The organism is Paenibacillus etheri (genome assembly GCF_001012825.1).
In the GTDB taxonomy this organism is placed as follows: Bacteria; Bacillota; Bacilli; order Paenibacillales; family Paenibacillaceae; genus Paenibacillus_AQ; species Paenibacillus_AQ etheri.
In genome coordinates this window covers 50,749-64,963 of sequence record NZ_LCZJ02000025.1, presented here as the reverse complement: position 1 = coordinate 64,963, position 14,215 = coordinate 50,749, and the positions used below count along the sequence as shown (strand labels likewise).

The 14,215-nt window shown below is 43.7% G+C and carries 13 protein-coding genes and 1 other annotated feature; of the genes, 12 read left to right on the top strand and 1 reads right to left on the bottom strand.

The genetic code is table 11. The annotated features are described in order from the left end of the window. Positions 1-50 precede the first annotated feature (50 nt). The 5 genes from UQ64_RS14660 (at position 51) to UQ64_RS14640 (ending at position 4,956) form a co-directional block, all read left to right on the top strand. Positions 51-1,085 carry an LCP family protein gene (locus UQ64_RS14660; protein ID WP_167348485.1) on the top strand — a complete coding sequence of 345 codons (1,035 nt, stop codon included), beginning with the start codon at positions 51-53 and terminating at the stop codon, positions 1,083-1,085. Between the two features lie 24 nt (positions 1,086-1,109). Further along, a complete protein-coding gene (locus UQ64_RS14655) occupies positions 1,110-1,736 on the top strand; it encodes a sugar transferase (protein WP_156417560.1) in 627 nt (208 codons plus the stop codon). Next, complete coding sequence (locus tag UQ64_RS14650; RefSeq protein WP_060624202.1) at positions 1,733-2,542, top strand: GNAT family N-acetyltransferase; 810 nt, start codon at positions 1,733-1,735, stop codon at positions 2,540-2,542. Before UQ64_RS14655 ends, UQ64_RS14650 begins: the two co-directional genes overlap by 4 nt. A gap of 78 nt (positions 2,543-2,620) precedes the next feature. Then, positions 2,621-3,730, top strand: coding sequence for a GNAT family N-acetyltransferase (locus UQ64_RS14645; RefSeq protein WP_060624201.1), 1,110 nt, complete (start codon positions 2,621-2,623; stop codon positions 3,728-3,730). A gap of 59 nt (positions 3,731-3,789) precedes the next feature. After that, positions 3,790-4,956, top strand: coding sequence for an aminotransferase class I/II-fold pyridoxal phosphate-dependent enzyme (locus UQ64_RS14640; RefSeq protein ID WP_060624200.1), 1,167 nt, complete (start codon positions 3,790-3,792; stop codon positions 4,954-4,956). Positions 4,957-4,960: 4 nt separating this feature from the next. Here UQ64_RS14640 and UQ64_RS14635 read toward each other — a convergent pair whose 3' ends face one another. Next, a complete protein-coding gene (locus UQ64_RS14635; RefSeq protein WP_060624199.1) occupies positions 4,961-6,607 on the bottom strand; it encodes a glycosyl hydrolase family 28-related protein in 1,647 nt (548 codons plus the stop codon). A 201-nt stretch (positions 6,608-6,808) separates the two neighbouring features. On the opposite strand from UQ64_RS14635, the gene UQ64_RS14630 reads away from it, so the two are divergent. The 7 genes from UQ64_RS14630 to tyrS all read left to right on the top strand — a co-directional run bounded on the left by UQ64_RS14630 (position 6,809) and on the right by tyrS (position 14,002). Then, the gene (locus UQ64_RS14630; protein ID WP_245237993.1) at positions 6,809-7,747 is read left to right on the top strand and encodes an NAD-dependent epimerase/dehydratase family protein; all 939 of its coding nucleotides are present in this window, start codon (positions 6,809-6,811) and stop codon (positions 7,745-7,747) included. Positions 7,748-7,774: 27 nt separating this feature from the next. Further along, positions 7,775-8,893 carry an acyltransferase family protein gene (locus tag UQ64_RS14625; protein WP_060624197.1) on the top strand — a complete coding sequence of 373 codons (1,119 nt, stop codon included), beginning with the start codon at positions 7,775-7,777 and terminating at the stop codon, positions 8,891-8,893. A 396-nt stretch (positions 8,894-9,289) separates the two neighbouring features. Beyond that, positions 9,290-10,345, top strand: coding sequence for an LLM class flavin-dependent oxidoreductase (locus tag UQ64_RS14620; protein ID WP_060624196.1), 1,056 nt, complete (start codon positions 9,290-9,292; stop codon positions 10,343-10,345). Positions 10,346-10,428: 83 nt separating this feature from the next. Then, complete coding sequence (locus UQ64_RS14615) at positions 10,429-11,109, top strand: Crp/Fnr family transcriptional regulator (protein ID WP_060624195.1); 681 nt, start codon at positions 10,429-10,431, stop codon at positions 11,107-11,109. 112 nt (positions 11,110-11,221) lie between these two features. Further along, positions 11,222-12,034, top strand: coding sequence for a DNA alkylation repair protein (locus UQ64_RS14610; protein WP_060624275.1), 813 nt, complete (start codon positions 11,222-11,224; stop codon positions 12,032-12,034). An 83-nt stretch (positions 12,035-12,117) separates the two neighbouring features. Next, on the top strand, positions 12,118-12,435 hold the full coding sequence (locus UQ64_RS14605; RefSeq protein WP_060624194.1) for a hypothetical protein: 318 nt from the start codon (positions 12,118-12,120) through the stop codon (positions 12,433-12,435). Continuing rightward, positions 12,410-12,641: a binding site (T-box leader), on the top strand. Its footprint overlaps the gene before it by 26 nt. A 101-nt stretch (positions 12,642-12,742) precedes the next feature. Then, positions 12,743-14,002 (top strand): tyrosine--tRNA ligase, encoded by a 1,260-nt coding sequence (gene tyrS / locus UQ64_RS14600; RefSeq protein ID WP_060624193.1) that lies wholly within the window; start codon positions 12,743-12,745, stop codon positions 14,000-14,002. Positions 14,003-14,215 lie beyond the last annotated feature (213 nt).

Sequence of the window (14,215 nt, the reverse complement as noted above, 5' to 3'; positions counted from 1 at the left end):
TGCGTTTGCAGGGGAAGAGTGACAGGAGTTTCACAAGAAAGCAAATAGTCATGAGGCGAATTGGAGGATTCGCCCTGATTGGTTTTCTGATTGTGATTATCGTTGGTGGGATCTGGATTAGAGGGGTGTTAAACCCTGAGAAGCGCTTTCAAAAGGCAGTCCTTAATCCATTGACGATACCTGGCTCTAAAGTTTCTGTGGTACCTGTGGGGAAAACGCAGTCGGATGGGACTTCGAATGGCCCAGTAAATTCGGATGGCGCGGTACTTCCATCGACTGAATCAACAGCATCGCCATCTGCATCCGATAAAAAAACTTCATCCTTTAATGTTGTACTCATTGGAACAGACACCTGGGGTGGGGAAATCTCGCGTGCTGACACGATCATGGTTGTGCATGTGATACCAGAACAGCGTAAGGTGAACATCGTCTCTGTACCGCGTGATACAAAGGTTTATGTACAAAATGTTGGATATACCAAAATTAATCATGCTCATATTGTTGGGGAGTCCAAAGGTGGGAATGAGCAAGGAACGCTGACGCTTATTCAAGCGGTGAGCGACTTTATGAATATCCCCATTCATCATTACATTAAGACGAACTTCTCCGGTGTTCGTGATTTCATCGATTCGATCGGTGGGATCGATATGGTAATCAATCAGGACGTGAGTATAACCCCTGAGATTACCATCAAAAAAGGCGAACAGCATCTGGATGGTGTGCATGCACTCTACCTTGCAAGGGCACGGTATTCTACTCCGAACGGTGACTTTAGTCGTCAAGAGGAGCAATTCAATATCGTTAGAGCTGTGGCGAATAAGCTCTTGAGCCCTGAGCATCTTCCGGATTTGGCGGGATTATTACTCCATGAAAAGAAGGACATTATCGATACAAGCTTCAGTGACAGTGATTTGCTCAGCTTAGCTTGGTTATTCAAGGGGATCGCTTCCGAGGACTTTCAATACGAACAGATTCCAGGAAATAACAGTTCTGGTGTTGATCCGCTAGTCGGAACTAAGGTGTACTACTGGAGTGCTGATTTAAAACAGGTGAACTCACTTAAGGAACGTCTTTTTACGGATTAAGAGAAAGGCGGGAGGAGTACTAACATGTATCGCCATATGAAACGAGGCTTCGATCTTGTGGGAGCGATCGTGATGTTATGTGTATTTAGTCCAGTTATGGCTGTGGTAGCGTTGTTGATTCGAATCAAGCTTGGAAGCCCAATCTTGTTCAAGCAGCAGCGACCAGGAAGGGGAGAGAAACCTTTCTTCATCTACAAATTTCGGACCATGGCTGAACTGTATGACACACAGGGGCAGCCGTTATCGGATGAGCGACGATATATCAAGTTTGGCGGAATCATCCGGAAGTTAAGTCTGGATGAGCTGCCGCAATTGGTGAACGTTGTGAAGGGAGAAATGAGCCTGATTGGTCCAAGACCCTTGCTCATGCGTTACAGCCCGTACTACTCCGAACAGGAGAGGCTGCGTTTCTCAGTAAGACCAGGAATTACGGGATTAGCACAGGTGTCAGGACGCAATACTTCGTCATGGAAAGACCGACTCTCGTATGATGTCACCTATGTCGAGAATTTAAGTTTCAGACTTGATGCGCTGATATTATGTAAGACCGTCTTGAAGGTGATTCGCCAAGATGATGTTGTAGCCAATCCAGGTCGGCATAGCCTTCCTCTGGATGAGTATAGGCTGAATAAAAAGGAGGGCCAGGCATGAGTGTGCAGTTTAGACCGCTGCATGAAGACGATATACATCATGCATGCCGGCTCTTGAAGAGCAACTTACCGGAGCATGTTTACAATCAAACGATATTTGCTTGTGCTGGTTATCCAGCATATCTACAGGCGGCTTGTAAGTGTGGAGGCCATTCAGCCACATTGTTGATTGGAGCCTATATTGGAGAAGTGCTCATTGGATTCGCGGAATGGCGAAGAATGGAACAAATGTTGGTTCTGAATAATCTAAACGTGGATGCGACGTATCGCAAGGATGGCATTGGCGGAATGCTGATGGCCTACGGAGAGAAATTAGCCAAGAGGGACGACATTAAGAAGTTGGTATTGGATGTGTTCTCATGGAATGAACAGGCTCATGCTTGGTATCTTCGTCTTGGCTTTGCAGAAGAAGGACGTACTTATTGGTATGTGAGGGATTTGGATCGTTCATCCGCGACTAGTGCAGATGTTATTGCTGCTGGAGCGGATATAGATTATGAAGAAGTGGCTTACATTATTGATGATTACCCGATGGCAGAGGCACATCATCTAAAGTATGGATTTTCTTCTTTTAGAATTAGAACAAAGCAGAAGACTTCAGTTGTGGGTCGGCTCGGCGAGCAGTATTTCCGCATCCAACTGCAGAGTGGGGAGTGGGACGTTGGGTATCCACTAACCGATGTGTTATTCGATCTAGACCGGGGGAGAAAGCTGTTATTGCTTTCATCCGATGCTTTCTTACGTGAGAGAGACCCGGCGCTAAGCTTAAGCACTGAAAGTATACGTATGATCAAGGTATTGGATTAGCGGCGAATGCTTCCGAAGTAAGTTTTGTCGAAGTACCTCAAGGAAGCATACGTTAACATAACTTTTAGGAGGCGACGTATGAGTAATTTCATTGTGCTTAATAGCTCGCATTCTGAAGAATGGGATACTTATTTGAATCAGATGGATAAGAAGGATATCTATTTCGCAGCAGATTTTTTTCGGCTGTTCGAGGATGATGATCATCAACAGGCAGAGTTGTTTGTTTTTAAGCAGGGTGAGAAGCTCATCATTTATCCTTACTTACTTCGCTCCATAAGCCATCTTCCCGCAGTCATTCAACTGGGACTTGAAGGAGAATGGTACGACATTAGCACACCTTATGGCTACGGGGGACCGATATCTAATGTGCCTGTTGGTGCGGAACGAACGGAGCTGTACAGACAATTCAGTGAGACGTTCACAGATTACTGCAGAGAGAAAAGGATAATGACCGAGTTTGTAAGATTTCATCCTTTCATAGGCAATGCCACCGAATTCCAAGACGGGCTTACTACGGAGTTGAATCGGAATACAGTTTATATGGATTTGACAGTTGGCTCAGAGTCAGCGCTAATTCAGAACTATGGCAGCAATCATAGAAGAAATATTCGTAAGTTAAAGTCAGCGCCATTCACTATTCGAAAGTCGGATCTTAAGGATCGAATCGAGCCTTTCACCGAATTATATTACGGTACGTTACATGATTTACAAGCAGATCCCTTTTATTATTTTCCTCAAAAATTTATAGAAGATACAAGCCTTTTGCTAGACGGACGGGTAGCGCTGTTCGAGGCGATGGATGGGGAGAAGGCTGTAGCGGCCAGTATTGTTCTCCTTGATCGACCATGGATGCACTATCACTTATGTGGTTGGGATCGTGCTTATCTGCAGTGGTCACCCACCAAATTTCTTATCCATTCAGCAGCCGTGTGGGGAATGGAGAATGGATACGAAAAATTCCATCTCGGTGGCGGATATAAGGGTAATGACGAACTGTTTCACTTCAAACTAAGATTCGCTACTCAACTAGAGCCACTGGACTATTACTTAGGTAAGCGAATATTTTTCCCTGAGGTGTATGAACGTATAATATCGCTCTGTGACACTGAGATTGCGGGGAATTACTTTCCACTCTACCGGCATCCCTTTTTTTTGAATCAAAATATCATGGACCACGCTCTGAAGTAAGTCAATAAGATATGTAATCCATCTGGATTAAAGCATCCAAATGGAGAAAGGAGCAAGGCATGAGTATTATTCAACCAAGCATTCTACCACGAATCTTGTTATCTCCACCCCATGTAAGTGGACGTGAACAGGCTTATTTGGAGGATGCGATTCACTCTGGCTGGATCGCTCCCATTGGACCACAAGTCGATGCTTTCGAGCGGGAGATGGCCGACTATACAGGTTCAAAGGGTGCACTTGCGTTAAGCTCTGGAACCGCGGCAATTCATCTTGCACTACGTCTAGCCGGCGTTTCTCAAGGAGATTACGTGATTTGTTCGACGCTCACGTTCGTAGCTAGTGCCAATCCTATTCTATATTTGGGGGCTACACCTGTATTTGTAGACTCAGAACCAGAGACATGGAATATGTGTCCACTAGCCTTTCAGCGGGCCTGCCAGGATTTAAATGACAGAGGGCTACTCCCTAAAGCAGCCGTTGTTGTCAATTTGTACGGGCAGAGCGCAGACATGGAGCCCATTGTAGAAATCGCGAATCGTTACGGTATAACTTTGATAGAGGATGCTGCTGAATCACTAGGTGCTTTTTATCACGGAAAGGCAAGTGGGACTTGGGGGCGCTTCGGAATCTATTCTTTCAACGGAAATAAAATTATTACAACCTCAGGTGGAGGTATGCTTGTGTCGGATGATACCGATGCATTAGAACAAGCCCGTTTTTGGTCTACGCAAGCACGTGATACTGCACCACATTATCAGCATTCCGAAATGGGTTATAACTACCGTCTCAGTAACCTGTTGGCAGCTATAGGCCGGGGGCAACTGGAGCTACTAGAGGAAAGAGTCAAGCGACGTAGACATATTTCCCGAGTGTACTCAGAGCGACTGGGATCCATTCCTGGTCTTCATTTTATGCCGGAAGCGCCTAATTGTCGAAGTACACGCTGGTTAAGTGCGCTAACAATTGATGATGAGATTGCTGGATTCTCCGCTAATCAACTCTTAAAGTGCCTGGATTTTAACAATATTGAAGCTAGACCTGTATGGAAACCACTACATTTGCAACCTCTGTTCGAGAACGCCTTCTATTATCCATACATGGAGGGTCATAGTGTATCTGATCAATTGTTCACAAAAGGTGTATGTCTACCCTCTGGAAGCTCCTTATCGGATGATGATCTAGCACGTGTAATGGATGCGATAGAGTCATGCATACAGAACCGCTGAAAGATTACTTGGCAACCCAACCGTTAGCACCGTTTCCGCTTTCTTTCACATAAAAAGTGGCTTTAGCTACACCATCTGTTCGCATAGCCAGACTGCCAATCGGAGCGGTTATAGTTCCCTCGGGCGAATCTTCCACGATGAATACTGCAGGAAGTAATGTTCCACCAACGAGTCGGACGGCCCTTTTAAAGTTGCCGTAGGTAGAGAACCATTCCGTTAAAGCATACGGATTATACATGGTGCCAAGGGAAGTACCTTGCATGGCAACCAACGTTTCAAATTCTAGAATGCGTTTTACCTTTACTGAACGGGTATCAAACACCGCTACATTGTTCAAATGCAAGAATGGTTTAGATGAGCCATAAGAAGAGACTAGTACTACCTGATTAGTCCCGCTGTTACGAACGATCATATTGTCAACAGTAACCATCGTGTCTGATTGCGTAGCGAACAAGAATAAAGTACTCCCTACTAGATCCTGTACATCCATTGTCCCCACATAAAGATCTCCTCCGTCGATTCGGACTCCGCTAGCTAAGGTGGAGCCTGAGCCGTATACTCCTAACGATCCGATATGCAATCTTGGTTTACCTCCAGCAGCATTAAACGCAGCATAAATGGCAGGGCCGCCGATGCCATCGAACTTTGCGCTAGCGATGTCAATAAGTTGCGAATATATCGTCTGCAAACCGTAACTGGCTTTATGATCTGTGGAACGAATAGACAAATGACTTACTTTCATAGTCAGTCCATAAGACAGTAATGCTGGACTTACGGATCCAGCAACACGCATATCAAGTGAACCGATGTCGAGCGTCCAAAGTCTAGCGATTTCATCTGTAAGTCCTGCCGACAGATCATTACCGAAACCAGTGGTAGTCAAGGAGTCGAAGCGTTGATAAAAGCTGCGTGTTCCTTTGAACTCATCGGGTTCCAAATCTAAAGAGTTAGCTCCAGTGAAGCTAGGCGCTCCACCACGACTGTTGTTTAAGACGGCTCTGTTGACATGAAGTTGATCTACAAAATGGATGACGAAGTTCTTACGCCCAGCCGTTTCACAGCGCGCATACCCGATCTGCACATTAACGGATGGAATTTCTTCCGTACCTCCAATAAAAATATTATCACCGTAGCAATCATGGGAGTACACCGATTCGATGGATATATTTTGCGAAGAAGAAATGAACAAGCCGTGAAGCTGATCGTTGACGTTTGATTTCACAGTCGAAGCACTTCCATCAATTTCGAGAGCGCCCGTTATCGTGATATTAGAAGCATTTAAGATGACAAGTACTCTAGTATCTGATGGTGGGTTCGAAGCCAATAACAGCTTAGACCCTGATTCAAAGCTTAGGCTAGTTCCGGTTGGAATGCGAAGACACCACCATTCAAGGCTGGAAGGATTACGCATGCGACCTGAAGATACTTTATATACACCAGGCGGGAAAATAACAACCTTGCGTTTGGCATTTCCGGCATTGATTGCATTCTGAATCGAGACGGTGTCATCTTTAGTACCATTCCCTGTAGCTCCATAGGATCGAACATTCACGTAACCGTTAGTTTCAGGGTCTAATTTAATAGAAGTGACCGCGCCGTCCACAATAACGGACGTTGTTACAGAATTATCTGGAATAGGTGCAGTTGCCATATACTTCACTCCTTTATTATTTGATTTGAAATATAAGGCTAAGTTTCAGGTTATATATCGTCCCTATATTTCTACGAGTAACGGTTGTTGTCCATAAAGGATGGCAACATCGTTTCTTCTTAAGTATTTTATGTGAACTTTTCTACAGATGCACGGTACAAAGAGCACTCTTAAAGGGCGAAAGGAGTTTTTTATTTGAAGGTGTTAGTAACTGGGGGACTTGGTTTTATTGGGTCACATGTTGTCGATCAGCTTATAAGAGAAGGGATTGAAACTGTAATTGTAGATAATTTATCGGGCGCTTCCGGCTCAATCTATAGAAATCCTTCCGCTCTTCTATATCCGTACGATATTCGGGATGAGACACTCAGTGAGGTCTTTATCCGAGAGAAACCGGATGTGGTCATTCATCTGGCTGCACAGATCGACGTAAGAGAATCACAGCGGAATCCATTGTTTGATGCGAATGTGAATATTGTTGGCACACTAAATGTCCTGCGGATGTGTGAGGCTCATCAGGTTAACAAGATCGTGTACGCCTCATCGGCCGCCGTATATGGTAATCCTGAATATTTGAGCATTGACGAGAAACATCCCCTAAATCCTGAATCTTGTTATGGGGTATCCAAAAGCGTTCCTGAGTCCTATATTCGTATGTTTGCCAGCATGCACGGGCTGAAGTACACCATTCTTCGTCTTGCCAACGTATATGGACCTCGGCAAAGCTCACATGGTGAAGCGGGTGTCGTTTCGATTTTTCTGGATCGCATGAAGCAAGGCAAGGAGCTTGTGGTCTATGGGGATGGAGAACAGACCAGGGATTTTGTCTATGTTGAGGATGTCGCACAGGCGTTTGTAGATGCAGCTCGTACAGATGACAAAGTGGATAATCATATCATGAATATTAGCTGTGGGGTGGCTACCTCAATTAATTCAATTGTTGAGATGATAGGCGGTATTACAGGTCGAGATTCCCAAACAATTCATGAACAGGCTCGGCCGGGAGATATTCTTCACAGCTACTTAAACAATAGGAAAGCTAATGAGTTGATGTCTTGGTCTCCTAACCATGACCTTCACCAAGGATTGGAGAAGACGATTGCAGCCCGATTGACTGTAGGCAGTGCTGTGGACCATTAAACGCAAATAGCGAAAGGGGTCAGCCCCATGGAACGAAAATTGAATTCGGAAATGTTTGTTCTGCGTAGTATAGCCTGCCTGAGTATAGCGCTGCTGCATGCTTTATATCGCGTCTATGATGATGGAAATACACCTTGGGTGGAGTCGGTGGGTCTACTGCTTACGTTTGGCACGCCAGTATTCGTATTTATCTCTCAATTTGTATTGTCTTTTGCTTACCCAGATGGAATTCCCGCGAGATTTTGGGAGAAACGAATCAAGTATATAATGCTTCCCTACTTTTTTTTCGGGGCTTTGTACGCAGGTTTAAAAGGGTTGGATATGGCGAGTAGTGAAGGGATTCCGCTTCTTCAGGCTTTTTGGTATTTCCTCTGGCGTCATTTGTTACTTGGCGATTTTCATGGCTACTTTATCCTCATTATTTTTCAGTTTTATGCATTGTTCCTCTTATTTCAAAAGCATGCCAAAAAATTCACTCCACGCTCTATACTGATTGCCTCATTCGTTATAAACGTAGTGTATTTAGGTTTTTTCAACTTCACCAAACCCGTGGATACAGTAGCCGCTCATTATTTCTGGGATAAAATGTATTGGATATTCTCTCCGGGCTGGATTTTCTACTTTACTGTAGCGTACTACTTGGGGCGACATGAGAGTTGGTTCCGGGAAAAATTAAAACAGTTCCGATTAGTTGTCTACATGCTTCCGGTTCTAACAGGGGCGCTAGTACTGTTCGTGAACGGAAAAGGCTGGATTACGGCGCATAGTTCTAAGAGAATCGATATGTTACTTTTCGCTATGAGCATGATTCTATTACTCTTCACAGTAGCTTCTTCATTAAAAAAAGTGCCGCGCGTGCTAGAGTGGAGCAGTAGATACTCCTTCGGCATATACTTGCTTCACCCGTTACTGTTGGCTTTGTTTGTCAAAATTCCATCTTCATTCGGGTTGCAAAACCTTGGACTCTTCAGTGTTCTGCTGCAATTTATCGGGTGTGTGGTAGGCTCTGCGATCATCATGAATCTCGCGAATCGCATACCAGGCGGAGCCTTTGTATTCGGACGAATCGGGATTGGAATCAATCAGAGAAAACCTCCGAAACCGCTGGATAAGCCCATTAGCTCAAGCATTGGGAACATAAATTAGCTATAAATGGACCACTAACATTCCTTTTTTTAGGTGATAGTGGTCTTTTAATATTCTCTTGGTAAATGGCTATTACATCGTAATAGTTACACACCTTCAATTCTTATTAAAAAAGTTAAATAGTTTTAAAAAGTACAATTGCGCTTTTTCGTTTGCTGCTTATTGGATGCTGTTTTGAGCAAATAGCTGTATCTGATTCCGATAATCTAGCAAATGATCAGAATCATAGAAATAAGGGCTCCTCAGTTCGATCAATGATCGACGGGAACTGAAATAGTTGGAATTATCGGGGAATCCTATTATAATTGGTTTCTTGATTAAATGTAATTATGAATAATTAACCAATTACATCTAGAGAATAATGCAGTCGCGCAGAACATTAGGAGGAAATGAAAAGTGGAACTTGGAATTAGCACATTTGTCGAGACAACCCCTGATGTCCAAACGGGTGAGACAATTAGTCATGCAGAGCGATTACGTGAAGTAGTGGAGGAAATTGTACTTGCCGAAGAGGTGGGACTAGATGTATACGGAGTGGGTGAGCATCATCGTCATGATTATGCGGCTTCATCCCCTGCGGTGGTGTTAGCTGCGGCGGCATCGTTGACTTCTAAGATTCGGCTGACCAGTGCCGTAATGATCTTGTCCTCAGCAGATCCCGTTCGTGTATTTCAAGACTTTGCAACGCTGGACGGAATATCAAACGGACGTGCAGAAATTATGATCGGCCGTGGTTCGTTTACGGAATCTTTTCCATTATTCGGCTATGATCTGAAAGATTATGAAGAACTCTTTAATGAGAAGCTGGAATTGTTATTAGCCATCCAAAAGTCAGAAAAAGTAAGCTGGAGTGGCAAACATCGAGCGGCCATAAACAATCTGGGTATTTACCCGCGTCCGGTTCAAGATCCGTTACCGATTTGGATTGGGAGTGCAGGAAGTCCAGAGTCTGCGATCCGCACAGGGGCATTAGGTTTGCCTTTTGTTTTGGCGATCATTGGAAATGTTCAGCCGCTTGATTATGCGAAGCATGTGCAGCTCTACAAAAAAGCAGCGGCTGAGGCCGGTTATGATATTTCAAGCCTGCCTATTGCCTCACACTCACACGGGTTTATTGCAGAGACTAACGAGTTAGCCCTGGAGAAGTTTTTCCCTTCAACGCATGCTCGGACCAATGTGCGGGCGAAGGAAAAAGGTACACCGCCATACCATCGTTCCGATTATGATGCAGCTTGCAGCTTTGATGGCGCTCTGTATGTAGGCGATCCAGAAACCGTTGCTAACAAAATCATTCATCTACGCAAGCATGTGGGAATTACCCGATTCTTCTTACATATGCCCCACGGTACAATGCCTCATAAGGATGTTATGCAGGCGATTAGACTGCTGGGAACGGAAGTAGCCCCTCGTGTTCGTGAAGAAGTAGCGCGCTGGGAAGCAAGTAATCGTTAACGTATAAGCTGCGTCCTTAGGACGTGGCTTTTTTGTAATGTATACTAAAGTAATGAATAACGTTTTACGAATTAGGAGGGGCAATGGAGACTACTCATTATTTATCTCAATTCAATTTGCTTCAATCGTTGGCGCTGGAAGATCTAATGGAAATGGAAGAGTTAACTCGAATAACAGTAGTCCCGAAAAATACATATATCCAAACACCGACAACCTTCTCTGAAGGATTATTTTTTGTGAAAAAGGGAAAGGTTCGCTTATACCGCTTGAATGCGCATGGAAAGCAGTTTACGTCGGATATTCTGAGTGAGGGTAATGTTTTTGGTGAAATGGATATGATTTCGTTTGGAACCAAAGCTCATTACATTGAAGCAATGGAAGAATGTCATATCTGTACTATTGATCCTGCAAGATTTGAAGAATTTATAGCTCACCGCCCTCGATTCTTGATGTCCTTAATGCAAGTATTGAGCGATCGAATAAAAAGTATGAGTCAGTTATCGCAAAATCTAGCTATCGGAAATCTGCATGATAAAATATTGTGCGTTCTTTTAAAGCTATCTGATCAGTTAGGGGTTAAGAAAGAGGATAATTATTACAGAATCAATGTTCCACTGTCACATCAAGAAATCGCTAATTTGATTGGTGCGAGCAGAGAAGCGGTTACGGTAGCATTACAAGAATTGGTGAAGGCTGAGGTGATTCAGACAGGATTCAGATCTATACATATCCATCGTGATAAGGTCTTGGAAAGAAATTTATAAAAACCATGAGTTGTAAATGAGATTACATCTTTATAGTTAGAAATACCCGTATCCTAGAGAAAAGAAGAAGGTTATCCAAGCCTTTAAAATGATAGGTGAAGGGAAGATTTCTATGGAACATAGGAAGGGCGCTCGAAAAGTAAGTGATATTCCTGCTGAGGTTGTAGAACTACTGAATAAAGGACAATTACAGACTGTGAATCTAACGGAATGGCTTGCTGTGGATCATCTTTTGCTGCTGGGAAATGTGCTGAACGAGCTAAGCTTTGGACAGGAATCCAAACCTATTTTACAAAGGCTGAGCGATTTATCGGAAAAGAAAATAATGAAGCTCATACCCGCCATTGCGCGTGAGTGGCAACAGGTATTGGAGAGCAAAACAGAGGTAGAACAATTTCGAGTATTCACAGCTTTAGCTCAGCATCGTTCTGATAGTGTCCGCTGTTGGGCTGCCTATATGATTGGTCTAAATCAATCTTTAAGTCTATCGCAAAAGCTAACGGATATCCGTCCTTTTGCAGCGGATGATCATTTTGGGGTGCGTGAGATTTCATGGATGGCTTTAAGGGAATCGGTCATTGCAGAATTGGATGAATCCATTAAGTTCTTAGAGAGCTGGGTTCATGATCAAGATACGAATATAAGGAGATATGCCATCGAGTTGACGCGGCCGCATGGGGTATGGGCGAAGCATATTACTGCGCTCAAAGAAAACCCGGCAATAGCACTTCCGCTACTAGAACCACTTAAGTCAGATCCGGCAAAATACGTTCAGGATTCTGTAAGTAATTGGTTGAACGATGCGAGTAAAAGTAATCCAGACTGGGTGATACAGCTTAGCGAGAAGTGGTTAAATTCTTCGGACTCCAAGGAAACGAAGCGGATTGTAACCCGGGCTACAAGGAGTATTACTGATCTGTGTTGAATATTAAGTATCACTTTTAGAGTGAAAGATAAAACGTCAAACACGATGCGCTAATTAGCATCTATGTGTTGGCGTTTTTTATTGTGGAAAAGGCTAATAGCAGGAATATCAAACGAGCAGCCGCATTGAAGCGTACCTACAAATGGACAGTGCAAACCGATTCAGATTGTGAAGTGCACTCGACAATCGACTACCCCGGCGTTATCGTAGACCTTAATACGATTGAGAAGGACTTCGATGTGCTGAAGGGAGTAAAGATTCCGGTACGTCTCCACTTCAAATTCCAGATAGGCGGAAATCTTCTTTCCCAGTATTCTCAGCTTAATATGTTGACATTGAAGAATTATTTCACTATACTGGCTGTAATCTTATATACGATATACGTTGAAGAAGCCCAGTAGTAGCTTAGTCCCTGTTCCAGAAAGCCGGGGGTTGATGAAACCCGGTACATACTAAGAGTACGAATTACACTTTGGAGTATCTCGGCTAACACCGAGCGGAATGGCGAACGATATCTCGTCACGAGTGGCATCAATGCTATGTTTTAGCATTAGCGTTTTCATTGGTGCAATCTGGGTGGTAACACGGTTATTCAATCGTCCCTATGTCTACAATAGACACGGGGGCGATTTTTTTGTTTTTAAATACAAGGATTTATATGTTTCACTTCATCAATAGGATATCTACTAATTTAAGGGGTGTTAGGCAATGAATATTATCGACGAACTAGAGTGGCGCGATGCCATCAATCAACAAACCGATGCCGAAGGGCTTAGAGAATTGACCAACCAGAAATCTGTTTCTGTGTACTGCGGCGTAGATCCAACGGGTGACAGCATGCATATTGGTCACTTGATTCCGTTCATGGTGCTCAAAAGATTCCAGCTTGCAGGACATCGTCCGGTTATGCTAATTGGTGGTGCTACGGGTACGATCGGTGATCCGAGTGGACGACAATCCGAGCGTTCATTGCAGACACTGGAGCAAATCCAAGCTAACGTAGATGCGCTTACCGCACAAATGAAAAAGCTGTTCGTTACAGATGGCGACAATCAAATCCGGATGGTGAACAACTACGATTGGACGCATAAAATCAATGTGATCGAATTTTTACGTGACTATGGTAAGAACTTTAGCATCAATTCGATGCTTGCCAAAGATGTTGTTGCGAGCAGATTGGACAGCGGAATTTCCTTTACGGAATTCTCCTACCAAATCCTGCAATCCCTAGATTACCTGCATCTGTACCAGCATGAAGATGTGCAGCTGCAAATTGGTGGCTCCGATCAATGGGGCAACATTACAAGTGGTCTAGATCTGATCCGCAGAAAAGAAGGACCTGAAGCAAAGGCATTCGGACTTACGATCCCGCTTATGCTGAAAGCCGATGGTACAAAATTCGGGAAATCAGCTGGAGGAGCTATCTGGCTGGATCCGAACAAAACGACGGCGTTTGAGTTTTACCAGTTCTGGGCGAACACCGATGACCGTGATGTTGTGAAATACTTGAAGTACTTTACGTTCCTATCTAAAGAGCAAATTGATGCGCTTGCGGAAAAAGTACAGACCGAACCACATAAACGCGAAGCTCAAAAAACTCTTGCCGAAGAAATGACCAGATTCGTTCATGGTGAAGAATTGCTGGAGCAGGCTAAACGTATTACTGCTGCTCTGTTCAGTGGAGATATCAAATCCCTAACTGCTGATGAGATCGAGCAAGGCTTCAAGGAAATGCCGACCTACGAAACTACGCTGGAATCTAAAAATATCGTAGAGTGGTTGGTTGATCTAGGTATTGAGCCATCCAAGCGTCAAGCACGTGAGGATATCACCAAAGGAGCAATCTCCATGAATGGTGAGAAAGTTAGCGATGTAGCGCTGGAGGTTACTGCTAGTGAAGCTATCGGCGGCCGGTTTATCATTATCCGTAAGGGTAAGAAAAACTACAGCTTGGTAAAATTGTCCTAGAGAAAATGATATTAAGAAGCCTTCCTTATATGTATAAGGGAGGCTTTTTGTTTTAACAGTACAAATTATTGGATTTCTAACATAAAACCAAAAATACTACAAAAATCCAAAAATGTTACCTAAAAATATTCGAAGACGAATTTTAATGAGTGATAAAAAAACCAAATGATCTAAATATTGTTATAGAGATTTTTTTCTTGAATGCTAGAATGA

Excerpts from the sequence above, each read along its gene's own strand:
- UQ64_RS14660 (WP_167348485.1), top strand. The coding sequence starts at position 51 with ATGAGGCGAATTGGAGGATTCGCCCTGATTGGTTTTCTGATTGTGATT.
- UQ64_RS14655 (WP_156417560.1), top strand. The coding sequence starts at position 1,110 with ATGTATCGCCATATGAAACGAGGCTTCGATCTTGTGGGAGCGATCGTG.
- UQ64_RS14650 (WP_060624202.1), top strand. The coding sequence starts at position 1,733 with ATGAGTGTGCAGTTTAGACCGCTGCATGAAGACGATATACATCATGCA.
- UQ64_RS14645 (WP_060624201.1), top strand. The coding sequence starts at position 2,621 with ATGAGTAATTTCATTGTGCTTAATAGCTCGCATTCTGAAGAATGGGAT.
- UQ64_RS14640 (WP_060624200.1), top strand. The coding sequence starts at position 3,790 with ATGAGTATTATTCAACCAAGCATTCTACCACGAATCTTGTTATCTCCA.
- UQ64_RS14635 (WP_060624199.1), bottom strand. The coding sequence starts at position 6,607 with ATGGCAACTGCACCTATTCCAGATAATTCTGTAACAACGTCCGTTATT.
- UQ64_RS14625 (WP_060624197.1), top strand. The coding sequence starts at position 7,775 with ATGGAACGAAAATTGAATTCGGAAATGTTTGTTCTGCGTAGTATAGCC.
- UQ64_RS14615 (WP_060624195.1), top strand. The coding sequence starts at position 10,429 with ATGGAGACTACTCATTATTTATCTCAATTCAATTTGCTTCAATCGTTG.
- UQ64_RS14610 (WP_060624275.1), top strand. The coding sequence starts at position 11,222 with ATGGAACATAGGAAGGGCGCTCGAAAAGTAAGTGATATTCCTGCTGAG.
- tyrS (WP_060624193.1), top strand. The coding sequence starts at position 12,743 with ATGAATATTATCGACGAACTAGAGTGGCGCGATGCCATCAATCAACAA.